This is a genomic window from uncultured Chitinophaga sp. (genome assembly GCF_937874145.1).
Taxonomy (GTDB): domain Bacteria; phylum Bacteroidota; class Bacteroidia; order Chitinophagales; family Chitinophagaceae; genus Chitinophaga.
In genome coordinates, this window is sequence record NZ_CALNBI010000400.1 from 1 (window position 1) to 2,821 (window position 2,821).

Consider the following 2,821-nt stretch of genomic DNA (forward strand, 5'->3'; position numbering starts at 1 on the left):
AGAGGCGGTCCCCGTGCTCCCAAACCCGATAACAAGATTTACTTCATTGCCTTGCTCCCTACTGCTGAAGTAGGCAAGGAGATCATCAAAATAAAACAGGAATTCGCCGAACAATACGGCCCGATGTACGCGCTGAAAGTACTCCCGCACATTACCCTGCAGGTACCCTTCACCGCAGACCCGAGCCTCGAAAGAGCCTTCTGCGAAGAACTCACCGAGTTCGCCAAAACACAGGCGCCCTTCGAAGTAAGCCTTAACGGCTTCGGCACCTTCCCGAACAAACAAAACCGCGTCCTCTTCATCAACGTGGAGAAATCCGAAACCATGAGCGCCATGCACCGCCAGCTGATCAATTTCCTCCGGAAGGAATTCGGCTTCAGCACCATGCTCGCCCGCACCGGCTTCACTCCCCACGTTACCGTGGCCTTCAAAGACCTCGACGACGCTACTTTTGAAAAAGCATGGCCCGAATACGAAAACAAAGAGTACCAGGCTTCCTTCAAAGTAAACAACCTGTACTTCCTCCGCCATAACGGCAAATCCTGGGAAGTACTCCAGAAATGCAAACTCGGCGGCGCCTGATCCATCAGCGACCCCCGTCAATAAAAAGAATCCGGTGCCGAAAGGCCCCGGATTTTTTTTGTCCCCTTACACAAAGAAATCCGGACCCCCAGGGCCCGGATTCCATCATTCTTCAGTTGTGTTTTAGTATAGTGGCAAGCTTATTTGCTGACTTTGTATACTCCCTTGCTTTCCTCCACGATCCTCACTTCAGTGGATGCCGCGATCACTTTCATCATCGAGTCGAGATTGGGGTCGCTGAACGTACCCATATACTCCATCCCCGCGATGGCGCTGTCTTCGATGCGGATCGTGATGCCGAAATACTCTTCCATGGCGGAGAAAGTGGCGGCAAGACTGGCGTGGTTGAATACGAGCTTGTTGTCTTTCCAGGAAGTGAAATTCGGATCGGTTTCCGTAACCGCCCGCGGATCTTTCCCGGACTGCACTTCCGCAGCATGGCCCGCCGTGAGCACGAGGGCATCCGATTTGCGGGAAGCGTTGGAGAAGGCGACTTTACCCGTTACCACATTCAACCGCACAGGCTGTTCCTCATACGCCTTGATCCCGAAGGAAGTACCCAGCACCTCGGTCTGCGAAGCACCCGCATGCACGATAAAGGGATGCGCGGCATTGGGCGCCACATCAAAGAAGGCTTCACCTTCCAGCTTGATGTCCCGGTTATTTTCAGCGAAGTGCTCGTCGTATTGCAGGGTAGAATGCCGGTTGAGGTACACCTTACTGCCGTCGGGGAGGGTGAATAATTGCTTCTCCGAAGTGGCGGCGAGGGGAATGGTTTGGTCCGTATTCGCGAGGAAATACGTAATCCCTGTGGCGAGGATGGCGGCAACGCCTGCGGCGGCGAGCCATCTGCCACGCCCGCGGTGGGCCACCTGCATAGGTGCCGGCTCTGGAGTGGCGATCTTCCGGGAAAAACGCTCCCAATTGGCCGCCATGTCGGGCTCCGGCACCACGTTCCAGGCGTCTGCAGACAGGTCCCAGGTATCTTTCAGGGCTTCGTAGTAGGCCTGGTTGGCAGGGTCTTCCTGCAGCCAGTCCGCCAGTTCCCGCTTCTCGGCCCCGGAGATGGTGCCCTCGATATCGCGGGCGATGAGTGTATCCATATATTCGTTGCTCAACATGCTAGTTTTTTTCTGATAGGAAATACTTTCTTGACAATGGCGTGGATGGTGTAGGGAAACATCGTCATTCCAGGTATTCCCTGAGCGAATGCCGCAGCTTTTTAAGAGCTGTGATCATCTGGTTTTCAACCGTTTTGACGGAAATCTGCATCGTTTGGGCGATTTCCTTGTAACTCAGTTCCTCGTAACGGCTCAGCATAAATACTTCCCGGCATTTTTCGGGCAGCGCGTCTACCGCCTGGCGGATGCGGGTCTGCGTGTCTGCGAGGTGGACCACCGGCGCGGTGGCCTGTTGTTCTTCCGCCGCCGGCCCTATCTCCTGGGGAGGGCCGCCCCGCCGCTTGTGCTTGTCGATATGATCAAGGGCCATGTTGACCCCGGCGCGGTGCAGGTAAGCTTTAAAGTATACTTCCCCAAGCTGGCCGCGCCGGTTCCAGACCTTGATGAAAACCTCCTGCGCCAGGTCTTCGGCGGTAGCCATATCCGGCACGAGGCGGTAAATCGACTTGCACACAAGTGCAAAGTAAGCCTGGAAGAGCGCTTTCATAAACTGGTGCTCGTCTTCCCGTAAGAGTTGCAATAACCGGTCGTTTTCTGACATATTGCAAAAATAACCGGTTTGGGCTTTCGCAATATGCATATCAGGACGAATGGCGGATGACAGTACAGCGGTTGCTTTCATTAGAGTCCTATCGGTAGTGCTATTGCTTGATAACTTTTCCGGAACCTGAAATATTTACGTTCACGGTCGGGGGATTGCCTGAGTAGCGGATGTTGCCGCTGCCGGTGATCCTGGCATCCAGCCGGTCGCTCACGGAGATGGACTGGTTGCCCGAACCGGTGATTTTGACATTGGCATTCACGGTTTTCACCGCATCTGCGTGGATATTGCCGCTGCCTTCGATGCTGGCGTGGTAATCGCGGGACTTCCCTTCCGCCCGGATATTTCCCGAGCCGGAGAGGTACAGGCGCAGTTCGTTGGCGTCTACCTTCAGCCGGGCGTTGCCGGAACCGTTAAGGTCTGCCGTGAACTGGGTGCTCCGGATGGTGTCCGGCGTGGTTACCTCGCCCGAGCCGGAGAACACCACTCTGCGGTAATCTTCGCTCTGGATATGGAC

4 protein-coding genes are annotated in these 2,821 nt (G+C 55.2%); 1 reads left to right on the forward strand and 3 read right to left on the reverse strand.

The genetic code is table 11. The features are described from left to right. Positions 1-582: 2'-5' RNA ligase family protein (locus Q0510_RS19435; RefSeq protein WP_298715473.1), on the forward strand; the 582-nt coding region annotated here is incomplete at its 5' end. 140 nt (positions 583-722) lie between these two features. Here Q0510_RS19435 and Q0510_RS19440 read toward each other — a convergent pair. The 3 genes from Q0510_RS19440 to Q0510_RS19450 all read right to left on the reverse strand — a co-directional run. After that, on the reverse strand, positions 723-1,703 hold the full coding sequence (locus Q0510_RS19440; protein ID WP_298715474.1) for a FecR domain-containing protein: 981 nt from the start codon (positions 1,701-1,703) through the stop codon (positions 723-725). 64 nt (positions 1,704-1,767) lie between these two features. Then, positions 1,768-2,283 carry an RNA polymerase sigma-70 factor gene (locus tag Q0510_RS19445; RefSeq protein WP_298715475.1) on the reverse strand — a complete coding sequence of 172 codons (516 nt, stop codon included), beginning with the start codon at positions 2,281-2,283 and terminating at the stop codon, positions 1,768-1,770. A gap of 121 nt (positions 2,284-2,404) precedes the next feature. Further along, positions 2,405-2,821 (reverse strand): DUF2807 domain-containing protein (locus tag Q0510_RS19450; RefSeq protein ID WP_298715476.1); only part of this gene is annotated, 417 nt, incomplete at its 5' end.